At 68.8% G+C, this 24,067-nt stretch carries 29 protein-coding genes and 1 tRNA gene; 10 read left to right on the top strand and 20 right to left on the bottom strand.

The features are described from left to right. Positions 1–13 precede the first annotated feature (13 nt). Complete coding sequence (locus LAJ19_RS09320; RefSeq protein WP_225475492.1) at positions 14–607, top strand: 2'-5' RNA ligase family protein; 594 nt, start codon at positions 14–16, stop codon at positions 605–607. Positions 608–672: 65 nt separating this feature from the next. Here the strand turns inward: LAJ19_RS09320 and LAJ19_RS09315 are convergent, their stop codons facing one another. The 6 genes from LAJ19_RS09315 to LAJ19_RS09290 all read right to left on the bottom strand — a co-directional run bounded on the left by LAJ19_RS09315 (position 673) and on the right by LAJ19_RS09290 (position 6,582). Next, a complete protein-coding gene (locus tag LAJ19_RS09315; RefSeq protein WP_225475491.1) occupies positions 673–1,764 on the bottom strand; it encodes a bifunctional 3-deoxy-7-phosphoheptulonate synthase/chorismate mutase in 1,092 nt (363 codons plus the stop codon). A 125-nt stretch (positions 1,765–1,889) separates the two neighbouring features. Next, on the bottom strand, positions 1,890–2,315 hold the full coding sequence (locus LAJ19_RS09310) for a globin domain-containing protein (protein WP_225475490.1): 426 nt from the start codon (positions 2,313–2,315) through the stop codon (positions 1,890–1,892). A 130-nt stretch (positions 2,316–2,445) separates the two neighbouring features. Then, on the bottom strand, positions 2,446–2,994 hold the full coding sequence (locus tag LAJ19_RS09305; protein WP_225475489.1) for a hypothetical protein: 549 nt from the start codon (positions 2,992–2,994) through the stop codon (positions 2,446–2,448). Positions 2,995–3,125: 131 nt separating this feature from the next. Next, positions 3,126–3,899 (bottom strand): DUF2705 family protein, encoded by a 774-nt coding sequence (locus LAJ19_RS09300; protein WP_225475488.1) that lies wholly within the window; start codon positions 3,897–3,899, stop codon positions 3,126–3,128. 34 nt (positions 3,900–3,933) lie between these two features. Further along, the gene (locus LAJ19_RS09295) at positions 3,934–4,872 is read right to left on the bottom strand and encodes an ABC transporter ATP-binding protein (RefSeq protein WP_225475487.1); all 939 of its coding nucleotides are present in this window, start codon (positions 4,870–4,872) and stop codon (positions 3,934–3,936) included. Positions 4,873–5,697: 825 nt separating this feature from the next. Then, positions 5,698–6,582: a 1,4-dihydroxy-6-naphtoate synthase gene (locus LAJ19_RS09290; RefSeq protein ID WP_225475486.1), complete on the bottom strand. Its 885-nt coding sequence runs from the start codon at positions 6,580–6,582 to the stop codon at positions 5,698–5,700. A 102-nt stretch (positions 6,583–6,684) separates the two neighbouring features. Between LAJ19_RS09290 and LAJ19_RS09285 the strand changes: the two genes are divergently transcribed. Continuing rightward, complete coding sequence (locus tag LAJ19_RS09285; RefSeq protein WP_225475485.1) at positions 6,685–7,224, top strand: DUF6174 domain-containing protein; 540 nt, start codon at positions 6,685–6,687, stop codon at positions 7,222–7,224. Between the two features lie 70 nt (positions 7,225–7,294). Here LAJ19_RS09285 and ribF read toward each other — a convergent pair whose 3' ends face one another. Together ribF and LAJ19_RS09275 are read right to left on the bottom strand one after the other, a co-directional pair. Beyond that, positions 7,295–8,191: a riboflavin biosynthesis protein RibF gene (ribF, locus tag LAJ19_RS09280; protein ID WP_225475484.1), complete on the bottom strand. Its 897-nt coding sequence runs from the start codon at positions 8,189–8,191 to the stop codon at positions 7,295–7,297. Beyond that, positions 8,188–8,691 (bottom strand): NUDIX domain-containing protein, encoded by a 504-nt coding sequence (locus tag LAJ19_RS09275; protein WP_225475483.1) that lies wholly within the window; start codon positions 8,689–8,691, stop codon positions 8,188–8,190. Before LAJ19_RS09275 ends, ribF begins: the two co-directional genes overlap by 4 nt. 60 nt (positions 8,692–8,751) lie before the next feature. Here LAJ19_RS09275 and dgt point away from each other — a divergent pair, with 60 nt between their 5' ends. Beyond that, positions 8,752–9,885, top strand: coding sequence for a dGTP triphosphohydrolase (dgt, locus tag LAJ19_RS09270; protein WP_225475482.1), 1,134 nt, complete (start codon positions 8,752–8,754; stop codon positions 9,883–9,885). Positions 9,886–9,966: 81 nt separating this feature from the next. Next, positions 9,967–10,043, top strand: a tRNA-Ile gene (locus tag LAJ19_RS09265). A 36-nt stretch (positions 10,044–10,079) separates the two neighbouring features. Here LAJ19_RS09265 and LAJ19_RS09260 read toward each other — a convergent pair. The 3 genes from LAJ19_RS09260 to lipB all read right to left on the bottom strand — a co-directional run bounded on the left by LAJ19_RS09260 (position 10,080) and on the right by lipB (position 12,111). After that, complete coding sequence (locus tag LAJ19_RS09260; protein ID WP_349774807.1) at positions 10,080–10,226, bottom strand: CBS domain-containing protein; 147 nt, start codon at positions 10,224–10,226, stop codon at positions 10,080–10,082. Positions 10,227–10,396: 170 nt separating this feature from the next. After that, positions 10,397–11,386: a lipoyl synthase gene (gene lipA, locus LAJ19_RS09255; RefSeq protein WP_225475480.1), complete on the bottom strand. Its 990-nt coding sequence runs from the start codon at positions 11,384–11,386 to the stop codon at positions 10,397–10,399. Between the two features lie 5 nt (positions 11,387–11,391). Then, positions 11,392–12,111, bottom strand: coding sequence for a lipoyl(octanoyl) transferase LipB (gene lipB / locus LAJ19_RS09250; protein WP_225475479.1), 720 nt, complete (start codon positions 12,109–12,111; stop codon positions 11,392–11,394). 189 nt (positions 12,112–12,300) lie between these two features. Here lipB and LAJ19_RS09245 point away from each other — a divergent pair, with 189 nt between their 5' ends. From LAJ19_RS09245 to LAJ19_RS09235, 3 genes are all read left to right on the top strand, one after another. Then, complete coding sequence (locus tag LAJ19_RS09245) at positions 12,301–12,831, top strand: GNAT family N-acetyltransferase (RefSeq protein ID WP_225475478.1); 531 nt, start codon at positions 12,301–12,303, stop codon at positions 12,829–12,831. Positions 12,832–13,239: 408 nt separating this feature from the next. Beyond that, positions 13,240–13,659 (top strand): 50S ribosomal protein L19, encoded by a 420-nt coding sequence (rplS, locus tag LAJ19_RS09240; protein WP_225475477.1) that lies wholly within the window; start codon positions 13,240–13,242, stop codon positions 13,657–13,659. A gap of 154 nt (positions 13,660–13,813) precedes the next feature. Next, complete coding sequence (locus tag LAJ19_RS09235) at positions 13,814–14,626, top strand: HAD hydrolase family protein (protein WP_225475476.1); 813 nt, start codon at positions 13,814–13,816, stop codon at positions 14,624–14,626. 43 nt (positions 14,627–14,669) lie between these two features. Here LAJ19_RS09235 and LAJ19_RS09230 read toward each other — a convergent pair whose 3' ends face one another. Then, entirely contained in the window at positions 14,670–15,242 is a 573-nt protein-coding gene (locus LAJ19_RS09230) for a DcrB/PsbP domain-containing protein (protein WP_225475475.1), read from the bottom strand. A gap of 5 nt (positions 15,243–15,247) precedes the next feature. Next, on the bottom strand, positions 15,248–16,696 hold the full coding sequence (locus LAJ19_RS09225) for an ATP-binding cassette domain-containing protein (RefSeq protein ID WP_225475474.1): 1,449 nt from the start codon (positions 16,694–16,696) through the stop codon (positions 15,248–15,250). Positions 16,697–16,792: 96 nt separating this feature from the next. Here LAJ19_RS09225 and LAJ19_RS09220 point away from each other — a divergent pair, with 96 nt between their 5' ends. From LAJ19_RS09220 to LAJ19_RS09210, 3 genes are read left to right on the top strand one after another with little or no spacing between them, the layout of a single operon-like run. Then, positions 16,793–17,356 (top strand): histidine phosphatase family protein, encoded by a 564-nt coding sequence (locus tag LAJ19_RS09220; protein ID WP_225475473.1) that lies wholly within the window; start codon positions 16,793–16,795, stop codon positions 17,354–17,356. A 13-nt stretch (positions 17,357–17,369) separates the two neighbouring features. Next, positions 17,370–18,290, top strand: coding sequence for an SPFH domain-containing protein (locus tag LAJ19_RS09215; protein WP_225475472.1), 921 nt, complete (start codon positions 17,370–17,372; stop codon positions 18,288–18,290). Positions 18,291–18,293: 3 nt separating this feature from the next. Further along, on the top strand, positions 18,294–18,761 hold the full coding sequence (locus LAJ19_RS09210) for an NfeD family protein (RefSeq protein WP_225475471.1): 468 nt from the start codon (positions 18,294–18,296) through the stop codon (positions 18,759–18,761). Between the two features lie 68 nt (positions 18,762–18,829). Here LAJ19_RS09210 and LAJ19_RS09205 read toward each other — a convergent pair whose 3' ends face one another. The 7 genes from LAJ19_RS09205 to aroC form a co-directional block, all read right to left on the bottom strand. After that, the gene (locus tag LAJ19_RS09205) at positions 18,830–19,426 is read right to left on the bottom strand and encodes an antibiotic biosynthesis monooxygenase (protein ID WP_225475470.1); all 597 of its coding nucleotides are present in this window, start codon (positions 19,424–19,426) and stop codon (positions 18,830–18,832) included. Between the two features lie 103 nt (positions 19,427–19,529). Then, the gene (gene rpsI / locus LAJ19_RS09200; protein WP_225475469.1) at positions 19,530–19,931 is read right to left on the bottom strand and encodes a 30S ribosomal protein S9; all 402 of its coding nucleotides are present in this window, start codon (positions 19,929–19,931) and stop codon (positions 19,530–19,532) included. Continuing rightward, on the bottom strand, positions 19,931–20,356 hold the full coding sequence (gene rplM / locus LAJ19_RS09195; protein ID WP_225475468.1) for a 50S ribosomal protein L13: 426 nt from the start codon (positions 20,354–20,356) through the stop codon (positions 19,931–19,933). The genes rpsI and rplM overlap by 1 nt, the downstream gene beginning before the upstream one ends. A gap of 189 nt (positions 20,357–20,545) precedes the next feature. After that, positions 20,546–20,977 carry a type II 3-dehydroquinate dehydratase gene (aroQ, locus tag LAJ19_RS09190; RefSeq protein ID WP_225475467.1) on the bottom strand — a complete coding sequence of 144 codons (432 nt, stop codon included), beginning with the start codon at positions 20,975–20,977 and terminating at the stop codon, positions 20,546–20,548. Between the two features lie 64 nt (positions 20,978–21,041). Then, on the bottom strand, positions 21,042–22,097 hold the full coding sequence (gene aroB / locus LAJ19_RS09185; RefSeq protein WP_225475466.1) for a 3-dehydroquinate synthase: 1,056 nt from the start codon (positions 22,095–22,097) through the stop codon (positions 21,042–21,044). After that, on the bottom strand, positions 22,084–22,821 hold the full coding sequence (locus LAJ19_RS09180; RefSeq protein ID WP_432804241.1) for a shikimate kinase: 738 nt from the start codon (positions 22,819–22,821) through the stop codon (positions 22,084–22,086). Before LAJ19_RS09180 ends, aroB begins: the two co-directional genes overlap by 14 nt. Before the next feature lie 49 nt (positions 22,822–22,870). Further along, the gene (aroC, locus tag LAJ19_RS09175; RefSeq protein ID WP_225475464.1) at positions 22,871–24,019 is read right to left on the bottom strand and encodes a chorismate synthase; all 1,149 of its coding nucleotides are present in this window, start codon (positions 24,017–24,019) and stop codon (positions 22,871–22,873) included. Positions 24,020–24,067 lie beyond the last annotated feature (48 nt).

The following is a 24,067-nucleotide window of genomic DNA, read 5'->3' as shown; positions in this document are numbered from 1 at the left end:
AAACAGGCGCCTCATGACGCTCCTTCCACCCCTGCCGGATGACGCGCCCCGCCCGCTGTACTCCATCGTGGCGTGGCCCCCCGAAGTGCTTGACAGCTGGCTGCGCCGCCTGCAGGACCGCCTGAATGTGCGCGGGTTTGGCCTGCCGCACCTGAACATTCGCGCGCCCTTTCAGACGCCGCTGCGCAGCGCGGAACTCCTGGACGCCTGCCGCACGGCCCTGCGCGGCCAGTCCGCTTTCGAGGTGCAGGTGCTGGGCTGGAAGCAGCTGCCGGGCGTGATCTTCCTGGAATGCGGCTTGAGCCCCGAACTGCGCGCCCTGCACGACCGCACCCTGGAGATCGGCCCGTCCAGCCGGGCCCGGTACGACGGCGCCGAGTACCGCCCGCACCTGACCCTGGCGCTCGGCGTGCTGCCCTGGGCCGAACCGGTCCTGGGCGAGGCCATCCGCGACCTGCGCCCGCCCCTCACGTCTTTCCGGGTGGAGGCCCTGAGCCTGACCAGGGAGCACCGGGGCGAAGTGCAGGAACTGCACACCTTCCCGCTTCTTCATCCCGCCTCTGAGACGGAGCCGGAGCGGCGAGACGCGGAAGCCGCACCCAGCTGAGCACCTGAGAAGAAGGCCGGCCCTGTTTCGGGGCCGGCCTTCCCTCACGCATCATCTTTAGGCTGTCAGACGCCCACCGGCAGGCGCAGCATGCTGCTCAGCGCCTCACTGAAGCGGTCGTACCCGGCGAAGTCCAGCTGCTGCTCGTTGTCACTGAGGGCCGTGGCCGGGCTGGGGTGCACCTCCACGTGAATGCCGTCCGCGCCCACCGCCAGGGCGGCCTTCGCCAGCGGGATCAGCAGGTCGCGGCGTCCGGCGGCGTGGGTGACGTCCACGATGACCGGCAGGTGCGTCTCCTGTTTGGCGAGCGCCACGGCGCTGAGATCCAGGGTGTTGCGCGTCCACTTCTCGTACGTGCGGATGCCGCGCTCGCACAGAATGACCTCGCTGTTCCCTTCGGACAGGATGTACTCCGCGGCGTACAGCCACTCCTCGATGGTGGCGGACAGGCCACGCTTGAGCAGCACCGGGCGGCGGGCGCGGCCCACCTCGCGCAGCAGCGCGAAGTTGTGCATGTTCCTCGCGCCCACCTGCAGAATGTCGGCGTGCTCCGCGACGATCTCCACGTCGCGAGTGTCCATGACCTCCGTGACGAACAGCATGCCGTTGTCGCGCGCCACGCGGCTGCCCAGGATCAGGCCGTCCACGCCCATGCCCTGAAAACCGTAGGGGCTGGTGCGGGGCTTGTACGCGCCGCCGCGCAGGATCTTCACGCCTTTGGCCGCCAGGAACGCCGCGGTCTGTTCCATCTGCTCCTCACTCTCAATGGAGCAGGGGCCAGCCACAATCACCGGGGGCTCATTCCCGCCGATACGCACGCCGTCAATGTCAAGCACGGTGTCCTCGCTCTTGACCTTGCGGGAAACCAGCAGCTGCTTCTTGTCGTTGCTCTCCTCCAGGTCCAGGCTGGCCTTGAAGATCTCCTTGAAGATCGCCTTCACGGCGGCGCTGGTGAACGGTCCTTCGTTCAGGGACTCAAGCTCCTTGAGCTGCTTTTCCTCACGGGCGGGATCGTAGTGGTTGGGGCGGCCTTCCTGCGTTTTGGCGTGCCCGATCTGCGCGACCACCTCACCGCGCTTGGACAGCAGTTTCAGGAGTTCACGATTAATCTGATCGACCTCGGCGCGGAGGTCCTCGATGCTGCGCTGGTGGGTCATGCTGCGCAGTGTAGGAAAGGGCCTTCCAGGGTGAACCCACCCTGCTAGTCAAATGGCAGGAGTTGTCCAACTTCCAGAACCGGCCCCAGCAGTCCCCGCAGCGCATCCGGCAGCCACTGGTGGGCTCAGCTGACCGCCGCGTCCCCCGGGTGCTCCCCGTCGGTATTCACCATGTGAACCGCAACCCGGGACAGGGCCGCGTACAGCTCGCGCGCTTCCGCCTCGCCAATCTGCGGGGTGTCGCGCAGCGCCGCGTTCATGCACGCCAGCCACGCCCGCGCGCGCGCCGGCGTGATCGCGAACGGCAGGTGCCGCGCCCGCAGGCGCGGATGCCCGAACCGCTCGTGGTACAGGGGCGGCCCGCCCAGGAAACCCGTCAGGAACGCCAGCTGCTTCTCAGCCGTGAGCGACAGGTCAGCCGGAAAGATCGGAGAGAGCAGCGGGTCCCGCGCCACGTACCCGTAAAAGCGCGTCACCAAGGCGGACAGGGCGTCCGCGCCGATCCGGTCGTACAGGCTGCCGCCCGCGTGCAGAGAGAGTGGAGCCGTCATCCCTGCAGGCTAGAGCATGCCCGCCGGGCAGAGGGCCGCGCCAGACCCCCGCCGCTGTGGGCAGCGGGTGCGGGTGGGCCTGGCGCGCGAGGGTGGAGAGAGGCAGCTTGGGGCCTTCTGCGGGCCTGCCTTACTTCTTCAGGGTGGCGCCGGCAGGCAGGATGTAGATGGTGTCCAGGCCCCAGGGTTGCGGTTTCGCCGGGAACTGCGCCGTGCGCCACACCACGTAGTTGCCGATGGCGTCAGCGTTCAGGACCGTGTTCTTGTACGGCGCGTCCGGCCACGTGATGCCCGCGGGGGCGTCCGCGTCGGCAACCGCGATCAGACCGCCGTGCCCCAGCACGTCCGAAAGTTTTGCGATGGGCGCGTACCCGTCACGGCACCAGAACATGATCTGCGCGCCCTGCGCGGCCAGAGCGTCCACGTTCGGAATGCGGGCCTTCAGGAACGCGTCCAGGTCGAACACCTTCGCCCGCAGGTCCCGTTTGTACAGGTAATCGCCAGGAATGGTGACGGTTTCATCGGCGACGCCCGCAGCCTGCAGGCTCAGGGACGTGACGTTCGCGCGGGCCAGGGCGGCCACCTTGAACACCGCCAGCTGCTGCGCTTTGGGCTGCGCGGCGAGCGGGGTGGGGGACAGCAGGGCAAGAGACAGGGTCAGCAGGATGGGACGACGCATAGAACAACCTCCAGAGTCAGTGCCCGCCTGGGCGGACCAAAACCGGGCGCACTCTAGCGCAGCCCGGCACCGGCCGTGCACAGAAATGTGGCGCCCACGAAGGCGCGCCACTGAAAGCCCCGCGGACGAAACTACACGTCGCGGCGGTCAAACGCGAAGATACTCATCAGCCCGAACCCGGCCGTGTAGATCAGCAGCAGAATCAGGGGCTGCAGGATGTCGCCCTGCTGCACGTACAGGTTGAGATGACTGGTCAGCAGAATGCGCTGCACCGCGTCGGGCAGCACCACCAGCAGCCGCATCACGATCAGGGTGGCGAAGGTGCCCAGCGCCGCTGCGGCCGTGTTCAGGTACAGCACGCCGAACAGCAGGGACAGGGCCGCGATGGGCATCAGGATCACGCCGGCCAGCAGGGCGCCGCGCAGCACCTCCCCGAAGGCCGCGTTGGTGCTCAGCGTGCCCACACCGACGAACAGGCCCGGGCCCAGACCGGTGCCGCCCGTGAACGAGCCGAAACCCAGCGGAATCCCGGCAATCAGGGAGCCCAGGACGGTCGTGAAAATCAGAATGAACGGGTACGTCAGCGCCACAATGAGTTTGCTGGCAATCACCTTCGTGCGGTCCACAGGGCGCAGCAGCAGCGGCGCCAGGGTGCCCTGCGCCACCTCCGCGCCGATCATCTCGGCAACGGTCACGGCGATGAACAGCGGCAGCAGGTACCCGATGGTCACGCCGATACTCACCGCCGGCAGCTGCCAGCCGCTGACGAGACTCACCTGCATCAGGGTGTTCAGGCGCGGCGCGAACGCCCAGAGCGCGGGCAGCAGCAGCGTCACGATCAAGGCGAGCTGCACGCTGCGCGAGCCGAACAGTTTGCGGAATTCCAGGGTCAGGAGGGTCAGCATGCGCGCCTCCAGGCAAAGGGAACGGTCAGGGTCATCAGGCTTGCTCCACGCGCTCGCGGTAGTACTCGTACAGGTCAAAGTGGTCCGGGCTGGCCTCGAACACCCGGATGCCCTCGCCGTGCAGGTGCGCCAGGGCGTCCGGGACGCGCGCCTCGCCGCCCAGGTGCGCGATGGCGTACGGCGTGCGGGTACTCACGCGCCGCACGAACGGCAGGCGCTCCAGCACGGCCGCGGCGCCCACCGGGTCGTCCACCCGGAAGCGGTACGCGGCCTGCCGGGCGCGCAGGTCCACGGTGTCCACCAGGCGCCCACCGGTCAGGATGCCGACCGTATGCGCGTACGTGGCAATTTCCCGCAGGTGGTGCGTGCTGAGCACGACCGCACAGCCGCTCGTGGCGAGGCTCGTCACAATCCGGTGAATCAGGCCGATGCCCAGCGGATCAAGGCCGCTCGTGGGTTCGTCCAGGATCAGGACCTTCGGTTCGGCCAGCATGGCGCTGGCCACGCCCAGCCGCTGCCGCTGCCCCAGCGAGAACTCCTCAACGCGCCGGTCGGCCATGCGGGTCAGTTCGAGCAGCGCCAGCACCTCCCGGATCCGGTCACGGCCGATCCGCCGCCCACCGGGCGCCATGGCAGACAGGCTCGCGTGAATCTGCAGATTCTGCGTGCCCGTGAACTGCGGGTAGAACTTCGCAGGCGCCTCCACCACGGCACCCAGGTACGCGCGGGCGCGCTGGCCGTCGGTATGCACGTCGCGGCCCAGCAGCCGGACCTCGCCGTCCGTGGGGAAGGCGAGGCCCGTCATGGTGCGGATCAGGGTGGTTTTCCCCGCGCCGTTCGGGCCGGTCAGGGCGTACACCTCGCCGGGTTTAACGGTCAGGTGCACGTCCTCCAGGACGCTGCTTGACCCGTATCTCTTGTACAGCCCCCGGACCTCAATGGCCGGGATGGCTGGCGCACCTTGCTTTGTCACCTGCACAGCGTACTCTACGGGGCCCAGCAAGTCCTTACGTTCCTCACCCCCACAGGCAGGGGGCTTGCGCCGCGCCCAGCCGCCCTCAGGTGCGGCGGGCGACGTTCGGGATTTCCTGAATCGCGTCAGCTGGAACGACGTTTCCGGTGTCCTTCCCTGCCACGCCACCCGTTGAGCGGCCCCTGCGTGACGATCAGGTCCCTTCACGCCCGGTATGGAATGACCCTGCCTGTCCGTGAAGTCAGCGGCGCCAGGCGTGCCCGGCGACCCCCCTTGCGGTAGTCCTGGCGACCGGGCAACAGGAAGTGCCGCACGCTGAACCGTTGCAGGGGCTGATCCCGCAGCGTTCGTGCACGCTGCGTGTGAATGACCCGTAAGCAGTTCATCCCGCCGGGGAGGCTGATTTTCGCACGGATGATCGCCTGGCCCGGATCGTCTGCACCCAGCGTCAGGACCGGCAGGGACGGGTGGTCTGTTGCCCGCCTGGAGCCGTTGTGGTTGCACTTCAGGCCCAGGCTGGAGTGACCGCCCCACCAGGCGGAACGGCGGTGATTGAGGTCGGGCGCGCACGTGGGGTGCGCCCGACTGACCTGCCTGAGCGCCGGGTCCATTCACGCGGACCTGCACGGCCGTCGTTGCCCGTCGCTGGCCGGGCTCCGCGCTGTCGCTCGTCAGCAGCGCGGGACCCGGAGGAGCACGTTCAGCAGGCGGTTGGCCGCGAATGTGGCGGCGCACGCCACCCGAACCGCTTCCGGATGCCTGCGTCCCGGAACACAAAGCTGGCCTTGAAGCACCCTTCAGCAGCGTCCTCGGACCTGGTCGGCCTCAACCCACGAACAGCGGCAATCCCGTTTCCGGCGCGGCGCCCACCGTCACCGCCCGGCGGTGCAGTTCCCGCACGGCCCGCTCCCCCTCCGCTCCCACGTCCAGACTGAACGGATTTACGTACAGGTCAATGTGCGCCTGAATCACCTCGTCCGACATTTCCAGCGCGTTCTCCCGGATGTACGCCCGCGCCGCTTCCGGATGAGCGTACGCGTACTCCAGGCTCGCCCGCACCGCCGCGTTCAGGCCGCGCTGCACGTCCAGCGGCAGGTCCCGGCGCACCAGGATTGCGCCCAGCGGCAGTGGCAGACCCGTGTCGGCCTCCCACCACGCGCCCAGGTCCAGCAGGCGTGTCAGGCCGTACTCGTGGAACGTGAAGCGCGACTCGTGAATGATCAGCCCGGCGTCCACAGGCTGCCCGGCATGCTCACCGCGCGCCACGGCCGGCATCACCTCGTCGTACCGCATGCGCACCACGTTCACCTGCGGGAACACCAGGCGCAGCAGCAACTCTGCAGTGGTCAGCGCCCCCGGCGACGCGACCGTGCGGCCGTTCAGGTCCTGCACGTCCCCGCGCGTCACGATGAGCGGTCCTACCCCGCGGCCCAGCGCCCCACCGGCCCGCAGCGCCACGTACCGGTCCATCACTCCGAAGTACGCGCGGTAACTGATTTTCGTGATGGGCAGTCGGCCCGCCAGCGCCCACTCGTTCAGGGTCTGCACGTCCTCCAGCACCTCCCGCACCGGGAGTGGCCCCCGCACCAGCCCCGCGTGCAGCGCGTGAAAAATGAACGTGTCATTCGGGCAGAACGAGTACCCCAGGTCCAGCACCGCAGGCAGGTCAAGTGTGGTCAGGGCAGGGGAGGAAGCAGCGTCCGGGCTCATGCCGCCCAGGGTACGCCCGCACCCGGCCCCCGAACGCGAACCCGGCCACCCTGCCCGGAGCGGACTCAGCGGCCCGTCACGTTGGCCGCGTACGCTGCGACCATGCCCACCTGCTCCTCCCGCCCGTTCCTGCGTTCCCTGCTGGGCATGCTGACCCTGAGTGCCTTGACGCCTGCCGCTCACGCCGGTGGGGCCGACGCACCTGTACAGGGAGCGACCTTCGGGTGCCGGCCCGGGTACGTCCGCCCGGATTTCCGCGCCCTGAACGCCCAGCTCACCCAAGCCCGCGCCCGCTGGGCGGCGCAGGGCCTGCGCGACTACAGGTACGACCTGAAGCAGATCGCCGCGCCCGTCCTGTTTCCCGGTACCCGCGTGACCGTGCAGGCCGGCCGCGTGACCGGCGTCGCCCTGACACCTGGCGCGCAGGGTGCCCACAGTCCACTTGCCGCCCGGACCATGGAAGCGCGTTTCGCCGAGATGGCCGCCACCCTCACCGCCCAGAATGCCGCCTGCCCCCTGGTGCAGCAGAGCTTCGACCCGGTCCTGGGGTACCCTACCCGCTTCGCGTCTGGCCTGGGAGACGCCGGGCTTGCCGACGGTTTCGGTGAGTGGCGCCTGACCAGCTTCACTCCACTCCGCTGAACCTCGCCGTGAAGGAGGGCAGGCCCGGCAACTGCCGGGCCTGCCCTCCTCTGCACCTCGCCGCGCGGCCTCAGCGGACGTCAGTCAGCGCCACCCGCGCCGCCTGCGCGTCCCGCCCGATCTGCGCCTTCAGGGCGTCCAGTCCGCTGAACCGTTCCTCGCCCCGCAGGAACGCAAAGAACTTCACCTGCAGTTCCTGCCCGTACAGGTCCCCTTCGAAGTCGAACAGGTGCACCTCGAACCGGCGATCCACACCGTTCACGGTCGGCCGGAACCCGACGTTCGCCATGCCATGCCAGCGCCCGTGATCCCCGACCGCCACCACCGCAAACACCCCCAGTGGCAACGCCTTGCCGTCCGGCACGCGGATGTTCGCAGTGGGCCACCCGATCGTGCGGCCCAGCCGGTCACCCTCCACGACCACGCCCTGCGCGTCGTAATGCCGGCCCAGCAGGCGCCGGGCGCCCTCCACGTCCCCGACCTTCAGGTACTCCCGCACGCGGGTGCTCTTGATGTCCTCCCCGCCCAGACCGTGAATTGGGACCACCACCACCTCCGGCGACACCAGCCGCAGGTCCTCGGCGCTTCCCTCGCGGCCCTTCCCAAAGTGGAAGTCCTCGCCGACCACCACCGTCCGGGGGTGCAACTGCCGCAGGTCCTCCAGGAACGCCGCCTTGGGCCGCGCCGCGAACTCCGGAGTGAACGACGCCGCAATCGTTTCATCCACCCCATAGCGGGCCAGCAGCTCCAGTTTCTCCGGCAGGGTCGACAGGAATTCCACGCCCTGCGTCAGAACCCGCGTGGGCGGATCGAAGGTGTACACCACGCTCGGCACCCGGTGCTCGCGCGCCTTGGCCTTCAGCTGCGCGATCAGCGCCTGATGCCCGAGGTGAACGCCGTCAAAGGACCCCACCGCCACCACCGTCCCTGTGTCCGGCCGCTGCGACGGCGAGACGAAGGTCTTCACGCGCCCCCCACCCGCTGCGCCCCGTACAGGGCCGCCGCCACGGTGGACGCACTGCCCACCAGCGACCCGTCCCGCAGGCCCTCCAGCACCCGCGCGGGCGGCAACCACAGCACCTCCATACCCTCCTCGTCCTCATCACGCGGCAGGCTGCTCTCACGCAGGTTCGTCGCCTCGAACACGTGCAGCAGTTCATCGCAGAACCCCGGGCTGGAATAGAACTGCGTCAGGAGCGTCATGTCTGCGTCCAGCCCCGCCTCCTCCTGCAACTCCCGGCGCGCCGCCTCCTCCGGCGTTTCCCCCGCATCAATCAGACCCGCCGGGGCCTCCACCGTGAACGCCTTCACCGCCCGGCGCTCCTGGCGCACCAGCAGCATCTCCCCGCGGTCATTCAGCGCCAGGATCGCCACGGCGTGCGCGTGCCGCACAATCTCCCACTTGCCGTCCAGCAGTTCCAGCTTCAGGATCCGCCCGTCGTACACCACTGTCGTTTCGCCGCTCATCTTGCGGCAACTGTAATGCACCCACCCCGCCCCATGGGCAGTCTCTACACTGAAGCCCATATGTTCACCCGCCCCGACCTGGAAGCGCGTGAGGCCACCACCCTGGCCCCCTACGCCACCCTCAGCCGCGACCACGGCGGACGCGAACACCCTGAACCCGAAAGTGAAACCCGCACCGCCTTCCAGAAAGACCGCGACCGGGTGCTGCACACCACCGCCTTCCGCCGCCTGGAGGCCAAAACGCAGGTGTTTCTCTCCGCTGCCGGCGACCACTACCGCACCCGCCTCACCCACACCCTTGAGGTGCAGCAGGTGGCCCGCAGCGTCGCCCTGACTCTCGGGCTGAACGAAACCCTGTCCGAAACCATTGCCCTGGCCCACGATCTCGGCCACCCTCCCTTCGGGCACGCCGGAGAACGCGTCCTGAACGCCCTCCTCGAAGACGAGGGCGGCTTCAACCACAACATCCAGGCGCGGCGGATCGTCACGCTCCTTGAGCATCCCAAAAGCAATTACCCCGGCTTGAACCTGACGCGTGACACCCTCGACGGCCTGAACAAACATCACCGCGACGGCCTGGGCCAGCCCAGCCTTGAAGCGCAACTCGTGGACGCCGCTGACGCTCTGGCCTACACCGCCCACGACCTTGACGACGGCCTGCGCAGCGGCCTGATCACCCCCCGCCAGCTTGCCGAGCTGCCCCTCTGGACCGAACTGACCCGCCGCGCCGGCATCACCGGTCACGACCTCGGCGAACGCGACCGCCGCACGCTGCACCGCGGTCTGCTCGGCTGGCTCATCAAGGACCTCACCCACGCCAGCCACGACGCCATTCAGACCAGCGGCGTGCAGAGTGTCCAGGCGGTTCGCGCGCAGCCCGCCCGGCTCATCACGTACAGCCCCGACATGCGCGTCCTGCTGCGGGATACCGGCACCTTTCTGCGCGAGAACCTCTACCGGCACTGGCGCGTGGAGATGCAGGTCGAACAGGCCACGCAGGTGCTCACCACACTGTACCGCGCGCTGCTCGGCCGTCCCAGCATGCTGCCCCCCACCTACCGCGCACGCGCCGCGCACAGCGGCGGCCTGCCCCGCGCCACCTGCGATTACCTGGCCGGCATGACCGACCGCTACGCCCTGGACACCCACGCCACCGTCACGCCGAGCGGCTCGGCCACTGTATGGCCCCGCTGAGACCCCGGCAGTTGACAGTCCTCAGGACCCCTGATACATTTATGCCCGCCTGCCCGAGAGGACAGCGCCGACACCACAAGCGCGAGTGTAGCTCAGCTGGTTAGAGCGCACGCCTGATAAGCGTGAGGTCCCCAGTTCAAGTCTGGGCATTCGCACCAAGAACGAAGTCCCGCCGCCCGGCGGGACTTCTTCGTTCAGGCCGGGTCATGCGGCGCCTCCGCGCTGACCGGGTTACTCAGTCCTGTGCGGCTCACGTCACTGAGCGTCACCACACCGATCAGGTCACCGTCCTTCGTGATCACCGGCGAGCCATGCACGTCAAGGTCCAGCATGCGGGTCAAGGCGTCATGGGCTAAGGGTCCTGGCGTAGGCGTGTATGGCGCGTCCCGAACGGGCAAGGGTGCGCTCATGGTGAATGCTCCTGCTGTCAGGGTCGGCCTGCCCTGTGGCCGCCCCAGAACGGCGCAACGGCCGGCGGGGTGGGGCGCCGGCCGTTGTGTGCCGTGTGAGGTCAGATCAGGCTGAGCTGTTCGGTCTCACCCAGGTGGGCAAGATGCTCGGGGAGGGTGCCAGGGCGGTCCATGACGATCTGCTCGGCCTTGTACGAGGAGCGCACCAGCGGGCCGGACACGACTTCCAGGAAGCCCAGCGCCATGGCCTCCTCGCGGATCTCGTCGAACTCGGCGGGGGAGACATAGCGTTCCACAGGCAGGTGATGCATGGTGGGCCGCAGGTACTGTCCGAATGTGAGGACGTCAACGTCAGCGTCGCGGCAGTCGCGCATGGTTTCGCGCAGTTCCTCGCGGGTTTCGCCGAGGCCCAGCATGATGCTCGTTTTGGTGATGACGTCCGGCCGGGCCTGCTTGGCATGTGCGAGGACCTTCAGGGTCTGGTCGTAGTCGGCGCGGATGTCGCGGACGGGATGGGTGAGGCGCCGGACCGTTTCGAGGTTCTGCGCGTAGGTGTCCACGCCGCTGTCAAGCACGAGGTCCACGCAGTGGGGGTTCCCGCCGAAGTCGGGGGTGAGGGCCTCGACGCGCGTTTCCGGGTTGAGTTTCTTGATGGCCGTGACGGTCTTGGCAAAGTGGTACGCGCCGCCGTCCGGGAGGTCGTCGCGGTCCACGCTGGTGAGCACCACGTACTTCAGGCCCATCAGCTTCACGCTCTCGGCGACGCTCTGCGGTTCGTCCAGGTCGAGTTTGCCCATGGGATTGCCGGTGTCCACGGCGCAGAAACGGCAGGCGCGGGTGCAGATGTGGCCCATCAGCATGAAGGTGGCTGTGCCGCGCGACCAGCACTCGCCGATGTTGGGGCACATGGCCTCCTCGCAGACGGTGTGCAGGCGGTGTTCCTTGACGATCTTGCGAACTTCCGTGAACACCTGACCCGTGGGAATGGTGACCTTGAGCCACTCGGGTTTCTTGTCGCGCACCGGGACGCTGTCCTTGCGGTAGATGCCGTTCTTGATGAACTTGGGTTCCTTGGTGGTGTCCTGGGTCATGGGGTTCAGCTCCCGGCTGCCGCGGCGGCGGGCAGCGTCCAGTCGTAACTGGCGAAGGTGGTCTGGAAGGCGCGGGTCAGGGCGGCTTTCGCGTCGCTCATGCTGGCCGTTCGGTGCAGGTCGCGCAGATCGTATTCGCGCTGCACGCTGGTCATGTGCGTCTGGGTGAGGCCGCAGGGAACGATCAGGTCGAAGTGCTGGAGGTTGGCGGTAACATTCAGGGCCAGGCCGTGCAGGGCCACGTGGCGCTGCACGGCGACGCCGAACGACGCGATTTTCTGATCGTACGGCAGGCCGTTCACGTCGCGCGGCGTGACGTACACGCCGGCGTACCCGGGATTGGGGCGGGCGTCGCTGAGTCCCAGGTCGTGCAGGGCGCTGATCGTGGCCTGTTCCAGGAGGCGCAGGAAGTCCACGACGCGCCGGCCCACCGGGAAGATGGCGTAGGCGACCAGCTGGCCGGGGCCGTGGTACGTGACGTCCCCACCGCGTTCCACGTCCACGACCTCGATCCCCTGGGCGTGGAGGTAGTCGCGGGTGACGATGATGTTGGCGCCTTCCCTGGCCTTGCGGCCCAGGGTGAGCACCGGTGGGTGTTCCACAAGCAGCAGCGTGGGGGGCACCTGCCCGCCCACCACGCTCGCGTGGGTGCGTTTCTGAAGGTCCCAGGCGTCCCGGTACGGCAGTCTGCCGAGGTCCTGAACGTCGAAGGCGGGGTGGGTCATGGGGCGATTGTACGGTGCGGGTGGGTGGTTTTATGGTGTCGTGGGCGGGTGTTCGGACCGGATTGACCAGGGCGGCTGGTGAATTCCGCGCTCCGCGCTGGTCGAGCCCGTCCGGTACGCCCGGACGCTGCGGCGGAAGCTGCGCCATCTGGCTGAAGCCGGTGCCGGCTGCAGTTCGTACGGTAGGACATGCCAGAACTCGTCCAGCCCGCCGGGAGATACAAGGCCAGCTTCCTGGAAGCCGTTCGGGAAGCCCAGTCCAGCGGCAGCGGCCTGGGTGACACCCTGCGTTTCAACGTGCCGGACATGCAACGTGACTTTCCCTCCTTCCTCGCACACCTGTGCCGCTTCGCGCCCGGCCAGCCTCTCCCGGACGGCTTCGTGCACTCCGAGTACCTGTGGCTCGTCGAAGGCGACACGTACCTGGGCCGCGCCAGCGTCCGTCATACCCTGAACGACCGGCTGCGGCAGTTCGGTGGGCACATCGGGTACGAGGTCCGTCCCAGTGCGCGCCGGCAGGGCCACGCCACACGCATCCTCCAGCTCTCGCTCAAACGCGCCCATCAACTCGGTATCGCGCAGGCCCTGCTCACCTGCGACGCCGACAACACCGGGTCACGCCGCGCCATTGAGAAGAACGCAGGGGTCCTGGAGGGGGAGTTCCGGATTGACGACCACCCGAAACCGTTCCTGCGCTTCTGGGTGCCCACCCACCCATGATCTGCAGGTGAGGCCCGCGCAGCCCGGGCGGGGCTGCCCGGCCCTCTCATTCTTCAGGGGTGCCAGGTCATCGCACGCCTGTGGCTGGCACAGTGCGCCCTGTCCCGTCATCATCTCCACCCCCGCTTCCCCAACCTGCGGCAGGACCTGCATCGGCGCCTGACCGGGTTCCTGCCCTGCCTGGCCCTGGGGCATTTTTCCGTCTGTCTCAGAGGAATTCGGTCGGCTGCGCCTGTCCGCGCCCGAAGGTGCCCCCTGTTTGACTTGCCCTGCCGGGGGAGGCCGCGTATACTCGTACGGTCCGGTCGGCTGCCCCAGCGTGGGCGCGGCCCGTTCAACAGGAGCATGAACGTCTCTGCCTGCAGACTGCAGGACCGTGGGACGGTCCGCTGCCCGAAGGAGCAACCCATGCAGCACACCATCAAAGCGAACCGTGGCGCCATCCTGCGCGCCGTCGAGCAGCCCCACCTGAAAGCCGACCTGCCCGAGTTCCGCCCTGGCGATACCGTCCGCGTGGAAACCAAGGTCGTCGAAGGCACCCGCACCCGCAACCAGGCCTTCGAAGGCGTTGTGATCGCCATCAACGGCGCCGGCAGCCGCAAGAGCTTCACCGTTCGCAAGATCTCCTTCGGTGAAGGTGTGGAGCGCGTGTTCCCTTTCAACAGCCCCCTGGTCGCCAAGATCAGCGTCCTCGAGCGTGGTAAGGTCCGCCGCGCCAAGCTGTACTACCTGCGCGACCTGCGCGGCAAGGCGGCCCGCATCAAGAGCGACCGCAGCCGCGTGATGAAAGACGCCGCGCGTGCCCAGGCCGCCAAGAACGAAGGGTAACCCTCCCTCCCGCTCTGCGAATGCCGCCCCCGACCTCGGGGGCGGCATCGTTCTTGTGCAGCCCGGGTGCACTGAGCCGGTGACGCCGGCCGCGCCGCTCGCTTGTGGCCGGGGTCCTCGCGCGGGCCCAGGCAGAGTTGCTAGGCTGCCCCGCGTGATCCTGCCCGCACACCTGCCCACCACCCTGCCGCTCCTGATGGCCTTTGACCTCGACGGCACCCTCATTCCCGACGCCGGCCGTGAGGTGGCTGCCGACACAGCGCAGGCCCTGGCGCGCCTGAAAACACTGGGCGTGCACCTGGCGATCATCACCGGGCGGGACACGCCGCCCTCCCAGGTCTGCCGGGCGATGCAGCCCGACGCGGTCGCCACGAACAACGGCGGCCGCATCATGGTGGGAGAGGACCTGCACAGCGAAGCCAGTTTCAGTGACGCTGACCTGGAAGCCGTGCTGGCCCACGAACTGCCCGGCGCGCGCGTGGTGCTGTTCACCGCCGACACCCTGTACGTGGACCTGCCCGGCGACATGAAGCCCGAACCGTGGATGCAGCTGCGCCAGTACCGGCCCCTGACAGACGCGCCCCGCAGCGGCATCCTGAAAGCCGGGTACTACCACCCGCAGGTGTCGGATTTCGCCGGGCGACTGCGGGGCACACACCCGCACCTTGTGCTGACCGGCGCGCAGGACCCGTACCCGCACTTTCTGACCGTCACCCCGGAAGGCGCGCACAAGGGCGCGGCCCTGACCCTGATCGCCGACCGGCTGGGGATTGCGCACGACCGTACCGTCGCGTTTGGGGACAGCGACAACGACGAGGCCATGCTGGAGGTCGCGGCGTTCGGGGTGCAGGTGGGCACGTTGCCGCTCCTGGCCCGGCACGCGTCGGCGCAGGTGCCTGAGCAGGCGCGGCTGGGCGAGTTTCTGCACGCCTGGGCCGACCGCCTTCAGGCTGCCGCGCCGGCATGACGCAGGGGGCCCCGGCCGGGGCCCCCTGCACGGCTGAGGATCTTTACCTGGTGGTGAGGGTCAGGCTGCTGAGAATCGCGCGGCCCTCTTCGATCAGGTCGCTGGTCGTTCCGCTGGGCTGCACCAGCGTCGCCGTGAACAGGCGGTTGTTCTTCACGGCGAACACCTGCGTCCAGCGGACCGCACCGCCCTCACCGTCACCCAGGTAGGACCACAGGATCGCGGAGGTGCCCCCGCCAAGCTTGATGGTTTTCTCGCCCAGCATCCGGAATTTGGGCACTTCCTTCGGGAGCTGCGCCGCGAACAGATCCCGGAAGTCCGCCAGGGTGGCCTTCAGTTTCGGGTCCACGTCCTGCACCTGCACGGTCACGGTGGGGCGCACCGTGCCGGTGCTGCGGTTGATGAACGCCACGTCCGCGCCCGGCACGTTCTTCAGTGGAATCCACCCGGCCGGAACGCGGATCGAGTAGCCCTTGGGGCTGGTGGCGGTCACGGCCTCCACGGTGCGGCCCGTGGCGGGCGCGGCCGTGCTGGTGGCCGGGGTGGTCTGCGCCAGGGCAGAGAGGGGCAGCGCGGTGGCGGCCAGCAGGGCGAGGATGCTCAGGGCACGGTTCATGAGCGTCAGGGTAGAGCCTGAAGGTGAGCCGAGTCTGACGGCAACGCGCGCGCCCACACCACCTCACCGCCGTGCAGGTGCAGGTGATGCGTGAGACCTGCCACGGCGTCCGACGGGCGGTGCGCGATCACCATCACGTGCGTGCCGGCGCGCACCAGACCGGGCAGCAGCGCCAGGAACGCGGTGCGTGAGGCGGCGTCCAGGAAGTCCAGGCCCTCATCCAGGATCAGGAGTGCGGGCCGGTGCGCCACGGCGCGCGCCAGCAGCAGGCGCCGCAACTGTCCCTGTGAAAGCACCTCCGCGGGCCGGTTCAGCAGGGCTGTCAGGTCCAGTGTTTCCGCGAGCCGTGCCACCTCGGTTGCCTGCGCGGCCGTCAGGGCAGGCGCAAAACCTTCCGTGCCGCTCCAGGCGCTGCCGATCACCTCACGGCCCGTCCAGTCCCGCCGCTGCCGGATTCCCAGTTCCGCGCTCACCAGCCCGATGCCGGCGCGCCGTTCGCTCAACCGGTCCGGGCGCAGAAAGGGGCGGTCCACCCGTCCGCCCAGCGCGGCGTGCAGCTCCCCGGCAATCAGGCGCGCCAGGGTGCTCTTGCCGCTGCCATTCTCACCGGTCACCAGCCAGTGCTGCCCGGCGTCCCAGGTCCAGCTCAGGGGACCCAGCGCGCGGTGACCGTTACGGAACACCTTGGCCGCCGTGAGGCGTACCAGGGTCCCGCCTGCACGGGGGGAGTCCGGCAGGGGCAGCGGAGCGCGGCACGCTTCCGCGTCCGGTGTCCCGATGCGCACCGTCCCCCCGGACACGTGCAGGGTCCGCCAGGGCAGAGCCGGCGCCTCCTCCGGGCGGTGCGAGGCCAGCACCACCGCCACGCCCGCGGCGTGCACCCTTTCCAGCAGCGTCCCCAGGTCCGCGCGGGCCGCGCCGCTCAGGCCGTCTGTGAACTCGTCGAGCAGCAGCAGCTCCGGGGCGGGCATCAGGGCGGCGCCCAGCATCACGCGGCGCCGCTGCCCGTGACTCAGTGTCCGGACGTCCCGCTCCAGCAGCGGCTCCAGGCCGGTGAGGGCCGCGACCTCCTGCACCCGCGCCCGGTCTGGGGGGGTGGCGTCCCACAGGTTCAGCCGCTCGCCGCTCAGGGCGCCCAGCAGCACGTCCTGAACGCTCTGCACCCACTCACGCGTCAGGTAGAAGGCCTCGGCATCCGGCCCGACCACACTCAGGGTGCGCCGTGCCCGCACCGCCGAGCGCTGCACCTCGCCGCCCAGCGCGTACCGCCGGTCCCCCCGCACCGGGGCCACCTGACCGGCCAGCAGCCGCAACAGCGTCGTTTTCCCCCCGCCGTTGGGTCCCCACAGGCGCAGCGCCGCGCCGCGCTCAACGTCCAGCGTCACGTCGCGCAGCAGCGCGCGGCCCCCGGCGATCACGTCCACGTTCTTCAGGCTCACCAGCGGCGCACTCACCCTGGAAGTCTAGCGGTGACCGGCCCGCCGCGCCGCCCGGGCATCTACGCGATTGCACTCAGGCGTTCCGCCGGCCCGGCGTGCTTTCCTGCACGCGTGACCCGAACGCTGCATCTGATCAAGCACGCCCGGCCGGAGTGTCAGCCGGGCGTACCCGCGCACGAGTGGACACTGGCCGCCGGGGCTCTGAACGACCTGCCCGCCGTTGCCGCAGGGCTCCACCCCCGTCCGCAGATCGTGGTGTGCTCCACCGAACCCAAGGCGCACGCCACCGCGCAGGGCCTGGCCACCCTGCTGGGCGTTGCGCTGCGCCCCATGCAGGGTCTTCACGAGCAGCTGCGCTACACCGCGCCCTGGCGTCCCGACCCGGCCGGGTTCAACGAGGACGACCGCCGGTTCTTCCTGTACCCGGACCGCGTCGTGACCGGTGAGGAAAGCGCCCGTGACGCCCTCAGCCGGTTCACGACGGCTGTCAACGCCGTGATGGACGTCAACACGCAGGGCAGCGTGGCGCTCGTGGCCCACGGTACGGTCATCAGTCTGCTTGTGGGGGCCCTGCGCGGCGTTGATCCCTCCCCGCTGTGGCGGGACCTGCCCCTGCTGGGCGTGCAGAGCGTGGCGTGGGAACCGCCGGGCACAGGGGCGCGTACTGCCCCGTAAAGGGAGGCAAGCTATGGGATTCACTGTTTTCGTGGGTGTGCTGCTGCTGCTGGTGATCGTCACGTTGTTCTCCGGCGTCAAGAGTGTGCCGCAGGGCTCCGAGTGGACGCAGGAACGGTTCGGCCGGTTTCAACGGACCCTCAAGCCCGGCCTGAACATCATCGTGCCGTACATCGACCGCATCGGCCGCCGCGTGAACATGATGGAGCAGGTGCTGGACGTGCCCAGTCAGGAGGTCATCACCAAGGACAACGCGCTTGTCACCGTGGACGGCGTGGTGTTCTACCAGGTTCTGGACGCTGCCAAGGCCAGCTACGAGGTCAGCAACCTGCAGCAGGCCACCCTGAACCTCACCATGACGAACATCCGCACGGTCATGGGAAGCATGGACCTGGACGAACTGCTCAGCAACCGCGACCAGATCAACGCCAGGCTCCTGCTTGTCGTGGATGAGGCAACCGAGCCGTGGGGCGTCAAGGTCACCCGCATTGAGGTCAAGGATATCAAACCACCCGCCGATCTGGTGGCCAGCATGGCCCGCCAGATGAAGGCCGAACGCGAGAAGCGCGCCAACATCCTCGACGCCGAAGGGTTCCGGCAGGCCGCGATCCTCAAGGCCGAAGGGGAGAAGCAGGCGGAAATCCTGTCCGCCGAGGGCCGCCGCCAGGCCGCGTTCCTGGAATCCGAAGCCCGCGAGCGGCAGGCGCAGGCCGAAGCCGAAGCCACCCGGCTGGTCAGTGAGGCCATCGCTGCAGGGAACGTGCAGGCCATCAACTACTTCGTCGCGCAGCGTTACGTGGACGCCCTGAAGGACCTGGCCAGCGCCCCCAACCAGAAGACCCTGATTCTGCCGCTTGAAGCCACCAGTATTCTCGGCAGCCTGAGCGGCGTGGCTGAAATTGCCCGTGAGGCCTTCGGCCCGCGGCGCGGGTAGACCATGGACTGGCTGCCCACCCTGGACCGCATTCAAGCCTGGCACTGGTGGGTGCTGGGCGCCCTGCTCCTGATCCTGGAAGTTGCTGCGCCCGGCATCTTCTTCGTGTGGCTCGCGCTGTCAGCCTTCACGATGGGGCTCCTGGTCTTCGTGCTGCCCCTGCCGGTCGCCGTGCAGGTGCTGCTGTTCGCGCTGCTCAGCGTCGCTGCGGTCCTCCTGGGCCGGCGGTACATCACCCGCCTGCTGCCCGACTCGCCCGAAGCGGGCCGGGTCAACCGGGGCTCCAGCCGGCTGGTGGGGCAGACCGTGACGGTCGTAACGCCCATCGTGAACGGCATGGGCCGCGTGCGCGTGGGTGACAGCGAGTGGCGCGCCACCGGCCCCGACACCCCGCAGGGCGCGCGGGTGGTGGTGGTGGCCGCCGAAGGGCCCACCCTGCACGTGCGCGAGGTCAAAGGCACCTGGACCTGAACACGCAGGCAGAAGAAGAGGCGCTCTGGAGGCCTGATCCCCCCAGGCGCCTCTCCTTCTGCCGAGGCTCAGCCGCGGCGAGGGGCCGGGTACAGCCAGGGCCGCAGCAGTCGTGACAGCCACGGCAGAACCGGCCAGTTCAGAAACACGGTCGAGAGGGTGGCCGTGGCGAGCGTCGCCGCCCAGCCGGGCCAATCGGCCGTCACAGGCCGCAGCAGCGTGGCGAACAGCATGATCAGGGGGTACACGCCCACCACACCCACCACCATGTTCTTCCACAGCGGCGGGGCGGGCAGCCGGGCCGGCCGGTCGAACCACGCCTCCAGCCCCTGCGCCTCGCGGTATTCCACCTCTGACGCCGTGAACTGATTCAGCTGCGCCAGCGCGTCCTGGTACGCCGGGTTCAGCCGCCAGGCGTCCAGCGCCGCGTGTGAAGTGAACCGCAGCAGCGTGATGTACTCCGGCAGCGGCCCGGCCGGGTCACGCAGGACGTGCACGCCGAGGAAGCCGGGCTGCGCGGCCAGCAGGGCGTGGAGGCGCCGCGCCCACGCCTCGTACGCCTCCACGCGTGAAGGTCGCACGCGTTCGGTGATCACCAGGGTCACACCTTCCGGCGCGCTGGTGGAGGGGGACGGCACGGTCATGGACGGATTCGGATGGGTCACTCTCAGCTCTCCTGCGGCGCGCAGCCCGGGCCTGCGGCACCAGCGCGCCGGGGCAACGGAAACTCCCCCTCCGCGTGGGAGGGGGAGCAGCGGGAAACGAACGTCAGCGTTTGCTGAACTGGGGGGCGCGGCGGGCCTTCTTGAGGCCGTACTTCTTGCGCTCGACTTCGCGGGGGTCGCGGGTCAGCAGGCCCTTGGGCTTCAGCTGGGTGCGGAAGTCAGGGTTGACCTTCAGCAGCGCGCGGGCGATGCCCAGCTTGATCGCGTCGGCCTGCCCGGTGGGGCCGCCGCCGGTCACGGTGATCACGGCGTCGTAACGGCCGGCAGTGCCGGTCTCACGGAACGCCTGCAGGGCGTGCACGGCGCGCAGCAGACCACGGAAGTAGGTCTGGAACTCTTTGCCGTTCACGATGATCTTGCCTTCGCCAGGGCGGAGGAACACACGGGCAACGGCGCTCTTGCGGCGGCCGGTGCCGTAGAACTGTTCGGGTTGCTGAATCGCCATTATTTGACCTCGAGCGTCTGGGGTTTCTGAGCGGCGTGGGGGTGCGTCTCGCCGGCGTACACCTTCAGGCGGCTGTGCATGGCACGGCCCTGACGGCCCTTGGGCAGCATGCCGAACACGGCGTGCTCAATAACGCGCTCGGGGTGCTTCTTCAGCGCCTCGCGGGCGGTTTCGGTCTTCAGGCCACCCTGGTAGCCGGTGTAGCGGGTGTAGACCTTGCCGTCGAGCTTGTTGCCGGTCAGGGCGATCTTCTCGGCGTTCAGGACCACCACGAAGTCACCCTGAATCATGTTCGGGGTGAAGTCAGGGCGGTGCTTGCCGCGGATGCGGCTGGCGATCAGCGTCGCGAGGCGACCCAGGGGCACGTTCGTGGCGTCCACGACGACCCAGTTCTGCTCGTCATTCTTGGGGATGTAGGTTTTCACCGTGAAACTCCATAAAAGATGGGATTTGGCTGCGACACGCCCCAAGCCGACGGGGGAGAAGGTTCGTGCGTGTCCGGGTGCCTCCCGGTCGTCTCGGCTCTACCAAGCGCGAAACACTAAAGGCAAGGGTATCAGATAAGAGCAGGGTCCGGCAAGCACAGCCCTCGCCCCTCCGGGCGCCGGACCCATTCACGTGCGCGATTCCACCAGCGCTTCCATGCCGAGGCGGTACCCCAGAAAGCCCAGACCGCTGATCTTGCCGCGGCACACGGCAGCCGTCACACTCCGGTGCCGGAACTCCTCGCGGGCGTCCACATTACTGATGTGCACCTCCACCACCGGCACCCGCTGCCCTGCGATGGCGTCCCGCAGCGCATAACTGTAATGGGTCAGCGCCCCAGGATTCAGGACGATGCCTGTAAAGCCGTGCTCCTCGGCGTCCTGCACCCACTCCACCAGCTGCCCCTCGTAGTTGCTCTGCCGGCACGTGACCGACTCACCCAGCTCCGCGCCCCACGCCTCACACTGGCGCTCCAGGTCCTCCAGCGTCTGAGAGCCGTACACACCAGGTTCCCGCAGGCCGAGGCGGTTCAGGTTCGGGCCATTCAACACGAGCAGCATACCCGCAGCGTACCGCCCGTCCGCCGCGGTGCGCACAGGGATTGTGCAGGCGTGCCCCCCGGGCCTACGCCAGCAGGTTCAGCTCCCGCAGGTCAGCCTGCCAGGCCTGGAACACGGCGCGCAGTTGCGCCTCAGGAACACGGGTCAGGTACGGCTGGGCCAGGTCACGCAGCAGCACGAACCGCACGCCGTCCGCGTCGGCCTTCTTGTCACGCGCCATGAACGTCCTCGCCTCCTCAAAGGTCACGGCCGGCAGCGGCGCCGGCCGCTGCCACACCAGGAACGCGCGGGTACGCCGCGTCAGGTCCGCGCCTCCCAGTGCCCGGGACAGCCGCGCGGCGTAGTGCATTCCGTACGCCACTGCCTCTCCGTGGGGGACCGCGTGGTCGGTCACGGCCTCCAGGGCATGCGCCAGGGTGTGACCGAAATTCAGGAAGGCCCGCTCGCCCTGCTCAGTCAGGTCCCGCGTCACCACGCCCGCCTTCACAGCGATAGCGTCGGCCAGCGTGTCCTCCAGCCCCGGGCCGCCCGGCCGGAACCCGGGCGCTGTCACCCGGTCAAGCAGGCTGGGATCGCTGATCAGCCCGTGCTTGAACGCCTCGGCGGCCCCCTCCCGGAACACCGCCTCAGGCAGCGTGGTAAGGGTGGTCGTGTCACACCACACCGCGCGCGGCGGCCAGAACGCCCCCACCAGATTCTTGCCTTCCGGCAGGTTCACGCCGGTCTTGCCCCCCACCGCCGCGTCCACCATGCCGAGCAGCGTCGTCGGCATGGTGTAGAACGCCACGCCCCGCAGATAACTGGCCGCCACGAAGCCGGCCAGGTCCGTGGCGGCGCCGCCCCCCAGCCCCACCACTGCGCCGTCACGCGGCAGGTTCACCTGGGCCAGCCGCGACAGCACGTCCGAGAACACAGCCAGCGTCTTGCAGTCATCCCGCGCCGGGACCGGCACGGTCAGCACCGGGCTCAGCACCGACTGAACCCGCGCCACCAGGGCCGCGGGAAGGTCCACCGGGTGAATCAGCGCGACCTGCCGTTCGGACGGACGGGCCCCGTCCAGGACCCCCGCACCGACCTCAACCCCATACGGTGCGGCGCCCCCCACCTCAATCCGACGCACGGTACTCCAGGGCGACACTGTCTGCACCTTCAAGGTCCGTTCCGCCGCCAGCCCAGGCGTGCTGGGCATCCGCCCACGTCCACAGCCGCTCGATGATCTCCTCCACGATCTCCTCGCTGGGCCGCCCGTCGCTGTGCACGTGAATGGTGCCCTGCCGGTACACCGGGGCGCGCTCATCCATCAGCGTGCGGATCTTCGACAGCGGATCCTCCACGCGCAGCAGAGGCCGGTCACTGTGTTTCGTCCGCTGGTAGATCGTTTCCGGCGTGGCCCACAACACCACCACCGGGCCGCGCTCCAGCAGCGTGCGCCGGTTCTCCTCCTGAATGAAGGTGCCGCCGCCCAGACTGATGACCGCGTGCTCCAGCCGCGTCACGCGGTGCACGACCTCCTGTTCGCACGCCCGGAAGTACCCCTCACCCTCCTGCGCGAACACCTCAGGGATGCTCTTGCCCACCACCCGCGTGATCAGCTTGTCGGTGTCCACGAAGTGCAGCGCCAGGGCCCGTGACAGCTCCCACCCGATGCGGCTTTTGCCCGTTCCCATGAAGCCGGCCAGCGCCACCCACGACACAGGGCGCTCAATGAGGCCGGAACTGAACATGGGGGACAGTGTACGGGAATCCTCCAGACGCGGCGTGACGCGTCCCCCGATCCCATCTTCAGGAACGTCGCGCAGATGCCCCTGAAGCCCCGGCTCCAGGCCGGCGCGGAACACAGTCAGACTGCGGGCCCAGCGGGACCCCTCAGTGTCGCTCAGCATGCCCCGCGCCTCAGTAGCTCTGCGCGTACGCCCGCGCGGCCACCACGCGCTCCTGCAACTCCGGCAGCGTGTCCCCACCGAACTTCTCCAGCATCGCCTCGGCCAGCACCCACCCGATCACGCACTGCAGAATCACCCCGGCCGCCGGCACGGCCGTCGTGTCACTGCGTTCCCGGGCGGCGTCGGACGCCGCGTGCGTCACCACGTTAACGGTCGGCAACGGCTTCATCAGCGTCGCGATCGGCTTCATCGCGACGCGCACGATCAGTTCCTCACCGTTCGTCATGCCGGCTTCCAGGCCGCCCGCGCCGTTCGTGTCGCGCGCGTACGTTCCGTCCCGGTAGTACACCGGGTCATGCACGCTGCTCCCTGGCTTCACCGCATTCTCGAACGCCCGGCCGATCTCCACGCCCTTCATCGCCTGAACACTTAGGGCCGCCTGCGCAATCCGCCCGTCGAGCTTCCGGTCGTAATGCACAAAACTGCCCAGCCCCACCGGCAGCCCCCGGAAGCGCACCTCCAGAATGCCGCCCAGCGTATCCCCGTCCCTCTTCGCCTGATCAATCCGCTCGCGCATCAGGGCGGCCGCGTCCTCATCCGGCGTTCGCAGGTCACTGTTCTCGATGGCGTCCAGCGCCTCCCACGCGAACGGCACGCGCGTCTCGATCCCCGCAAGGCTCGACACGTAATTTGCGCCCTCCACGCCCAGCTCGGCCAGCAGCTTCAGCGCGACGCTGCCCACCGCCACCCGCGCCGCAGTTTCCCGTGCCGAGGCGCGCTCCAGCACGTCCCGCAGGTCCTTGTGCCGGTACTTGACGCCCCCTGTCAGGTCCGCGTGCCCAGGGCGCGCGTCCGTCAGCGCCTTCTTCCGCGGCTCCCCGCCCGGCTCCGGGGACATGATCTCCGTCCAGTTCCGGTGGTCCCGGTTCGCGATGGCCAGCGTCACAGGCGCCCCCGTCGTCCGGCCGGCCCGCACGCCGCTGAGGATGTCCGCCTCATCGGTCTCGATGATCATGCGCCGACCCCGGCCATACCCGCCCTGACGTTTCCGGAGCCACGGATCAATATCTTCCTTGCCCAACGGCAGCTGGGAGGGGAGGCCCTCAATGATGGCCGTCAGTTGCGGCCCGTGCGATTCACCAGCGGTCAGGTACCTCATTCCCAGAGACTGTAGCGCCTGCCCGCCCCCGCCCCGGCGTCCCTGCAC

Source organism: Deinococcus taeanensis, assembly GCF_020229735.1.
Lineage (GTDB): Bacteria > Deinococcota > Deinococci > Deinococcales > Deinococcaceae > Deinococcus > Deinococcus taeanensis.
This window is presented reverse-complemented; position numbering and strand designations above follow the sequence as displayed.

Bases quoted from the DNA above. Each gene is read 5' to 3' on its own strand.
- LAJ19_RS09320 (WP_225475492.1), top strand. From the start codon at position 14: ATGACGCTCCTTCCACCCCTGCCGGATGACGCGCCCCGCCCGCTGTAC.
- LAJ19_RS09315 (WP_225475491.1), bottom strand. From the start codon at position 1,764: ATGACCCACCAGCGCAGCATCGAGGACCTCCGCGCCGAGGTCGATCAG.
- LAJ19_RS09310 (WP_225475490.1), bottom strand. From the start codon at position 2,315: ATGACGGCTCCACTCTCTCTGCACGCGGGCGGCAGCCTGTACGACCGG.
- LAJ19_RS09305 (WP_225475489.1), bottom strand. From the start codon at position 2,994: ATGCGTCGTCCCATCCTGCTGACCCTGTCTCTTGCCCTGCTGTCCCCC.
- LAJ19_RS09300 (WP_225475488.1), bottom strand. From the start codon at position 3,899: ATGCTGACCCTCCTGACCCTGGAATTCCGCAAACTGTTCGGCTCGCGC.
- LAJ19_RS09290 (WP_225475486.1), bottom strand. From the start codon at position 6,582: ATGAGCCCGGACGCTGCTTCCTCCCCTGCCCTGACCACACTTGACCTG.
- LAJ19_RS09285 (WP_225475485.1), top strand. From the start codon at position 6,685: ATGCCCACCTGCTCCTCCCGCCCGTTCCTGCGTTCCCTGCTGGGCATG.
- LAJ19_RS09275 (WP_225475483.1), bottom strand. From the start codon at position 8,691: ATGAGCGGCGAAACGACAGTGGTGTACGACGGGCGGATCCTGAAGCTG.
- dgt (WP_225475482.1), top strand. From the start codon at position 8,752: ATGTTCACCCGCCCCGACCTGGAAGCGCGTGAGGCCACCACCCTGGCC.
- lipA (WP_225475480.1), bottom strand. From the start codon at position 11,386: ATGACCCAGGACACCACCAAGGAACCCAAGTTCATCAAGAACGGCATC.
- lipB (WP_225475479.1), bottom strand. From the start codon at position 12,111: ATGACCCACCCCGCCTTCGACGTTCAGGACCTCGGCAGACTGCCGTAC.
- LAJ19_RS09245 (WP_225475478.1), top strand. From the start codon at position 12,301: ATGCCAGAACTCGTCCAGCCCGCCGGGAGATACAAGGCCAGCTTCCTG.
- rplS (WP_225475477.1), top strand. From the start codon at position 13,240: ATGCAGCACACCATCAAAGCGAACCGTGGCGCCATCCTGCGCGCCGTC.
- LAJ19_RS09230 (WP_225475475.1), bottom strand. From the start codon at position 15,242: ATGAACCGTGCCCTGAGCATCCTCGCCCTGCTGGCCGCCACCGCGCTG.
- LAJ19_RS09215 (WP_225475472.1), top strand. From the start codon at position 17,370: ATGGGATTCACTGTTTTCGTGGGTGTGCTGCTGCTGCTGGTGATCGTC.
- LAJ19_RS09210 (WP_225475471.1), top strand. From the start codon at position 18,294: ATGGACTGGCTGCCCACCCTGGACCGCATTCAAGCCTGGCACTGGTGG.
- rpsI (WP_225475469.1), bottom strand. From the start codon at position 19,931: ATGGCGATTCAGCAACCCGAACAGTTCTACGGCACCGGCCGCCGCAAG.
- aroQ (WP_225475467.1), bottom strand. From the start codon at position 20,977: ATGCTGCTCGTGTTGAATGGCCCGAACCTGAACCGCCTCGGCCTGCGG.
- aroC (WP_225475464.1), bottom strand. From the start codon at position 24,019: ATGAGGTACCTGACCGCTGGTGAATCGCACGGGCCGCAACTGACGGCC.